At 53.8% G+C, this 2,170-nt stretch carries 3 protein-coding genes; all 3 read right to left on the reverse strand.

What is annotated here, in order from left to right; translation table 11 throughout:
• The coding region (locus ACGYLO_RS22065) for a TadE/TadG family type IV pilus assembly protein (protein ID WP_394377457.1) at nucleotides 1-176 on the reverse strand (176 nt) is incomplete at its 3' end.
• 277 nt (nucleotides 177-453) lie between these two features.
• Nucleotides 454-1,389: a type 4 pilus major pilin gene (locus ACGYLO_RS22070; protein ID WP_394377455.1), complete on the reverse strand. Its 936-nt coding sequence runs from the start codon at nucleotides 1,387-1,389 to the stop codon at nucleotides 454-456.
• Nucleotides 1,390-1,405: 16 nt separating this feature from the next.
• Nucleotides 1,406-2,170, reverse strand: a 765-nt coding sequence (locus ACGYLO_RS22075) for a type 4 pilus major pilin (RefSeq protein WP_394377456.1), incomplete at its 5' end; no start/stop codon positions are given.

Below are 2,170 nucleotides of genomic sequence, written 5' to 3' on the forward strand. Positions count from 1 at the left end.
GAGATCCCCACCGCGGCGCGGGCGGTGTCGGTCACGGCATTGGAAAGCTGCGACTGCTGGAAAAACACGATCCCGCCGACGATGACCGCGAGAGCGATGACGAGGTAGAGCACGCCTTCAATGAGGGATATGGCGCGCCTTCGGGTGGCGACGCCCAGTTTGACTGTAAGTTTCATAGTGTGGCTTCCGTTGTGTTATACCCATGAGCTTAACTTACAGAGCGCTTCGGTAAGCCATCACAACTCTGTTTTCGCAAGTCCGTCCCCAAAAATCGGTTAATCTAGGGGTGCAGGATAACCTTTCAGACTTACATCAATCTGGCATTCAGAAACTTAATGGCTGAAGTCGTCAGGGAAATAGGCATATACCTGTTCTGCCATAGCCTCGCCCAATCACCGTGGATAGCAATGACGGGCTTGAACCATACCCGCCATTTGTCAATTGCTCCGCCTATTATCGTCTCCGATTAAAGCGGATCATGTAGTATGCATCCATACACTCGTCATGGGTGTCCTCAACTCTATTGTATTCCCAGTTGGCATTTGACACCGTCATATCGAAGTCGGACCTGTTCGGAGTCGGCCCACAGATTTCATCAAGAGGCCTCATCCAGTCATCACCATAGGTGGATCTCCCCCAATCTCTCAAACATTGCTTCCATGCTGCTTGCAGGCCGCTACGGGACGGATATCCCTGACAAGCGCTATAGATGTTTCTTCTAGGGTGGGGGTAACCAAAAGGATTATCCGTGGCGAAAATTTCAGGATCTGGTCCGCTCGTTCCTCCGCCTGCTTCAGCAAATTTCGCACCAGGATGCTGAGCATAATATACCGCCATTTCTGCACCATCGGCACAGCTGGAGGACATCGCATCAGCTTTAATTGCACCGGTAATATCCGGTGCAGATGTAGGATCGACTGGATCACCTTCTGAGATCGTAAGGCCTACGATACCTGTGCCCATCGGCCCGACGCCCGTCTCATCGATACTCGCAAGCCGCAAGCAAGCTGCCTGTGAGATGTCGCTGTAGGAAATGACAAAGCCCTTGCCGTTACCAGTGACGCTCACACCACCACCGAAGGGGTGCGCGATCGCATCGCCCGAGTTGTCGATGAAGTTCGACGGCACAGCGCCGGCGCGGATCATGGCCAGCGTAAGATCCTCATTGTCGCCAAACCCGGTCTGGTTTTGGTACAAAGCTCGAGCTTGCGATGAGATCCCCACCGCGGCCCGCGCGGTATCGGTGACCGCATTGCTGAGCTGCGATTGCTGGAAGAAGACGATGCCACCGACGATTACGGTGAGAGCGATGACGAGGTAGAGCACGCCTTCAATGAGAGAGATGGCGCGCCTACGGCCGGCAAGGACCAGATTGGATGTGATGCTCATGATGTCCAGCCTTTCCTCAGCAATCTTCATCGGGAGGCATAAGTTCGTAAGGTTCGAAATGGTGCGTATGCTCCCAAACATGCCAAGACCCGTCATATCCAGCATATCTTCCAAATACATCAATAGCTTGGGAATTATTTGGTGGTATCAGGGTTGTATAAGACGAGTCTTGTCGGACTCTAACTTCACTATGATCAATACCGCCAACATAGTGTCTCCCTGATATTCTGTAACGTCCAATGTTCTCTTCCCAAACCATTCCTGGCGGGCCGCAATAATATGAGAACCCCCCACTAGGATTCTTCTCGTAGTGAACTGCCATTTGTACCCCGTCGCTGCAATTCGCAGCAACATCCTCAGCTGTTACAGCCCCCTTCATTTCTGGCGATGTCATGGGGTCGATGGGATCGCCGGAAATTGTAAGACCCATCAGGCCTGTGCCCATTGGCCCGACGCCGGTCTCATCGATACTCGCCAAGCGCAGACAGGCCGCCTGAGAGATATCGCTATAGGAGATGACAAAGCCGTCGCCGTTGCCAGTGACCGCCATGCTCCCGCCAAAGGGGTGAGCGATCGCATCTCCCGTGGCATCGATGAAGTTTGAAGGCACAACGCCAGCACGGATCATGGCGATCGTGAGGTCTTCGTTGTCACCAAAATTCCTTTGGTTTTGGTACAAAGCCCGAGCTTGCGCCGAGATCCCCACCGCGGCGCGGGCGGTGTCGGTCACGGCATTGGAAAGCTGCGACTGCTGGAAAAACACGATCCCGCCGACGATGAC

The organism is Sulfitobacter sp. 1A13353 (assembly GCF_043557255.1).
GTDB lineage: Bacteria > Pseudomonadota > Alphaproteobacteria > Rhodobacterales > Rhodobacteraceae > Sulfitobacter > Sulfitobacter faviae.

Bases quoted from the DNA above. Each gene is read 5' to 3' on its own strand.
- ACGYLO_RS22070 (WP_394377455.1), bottom strand. From the start codon at position 1,389: ATGAGCATCACATCCAATCTGGTCCTTGCCGGCCGTAGGCGCGCCATC.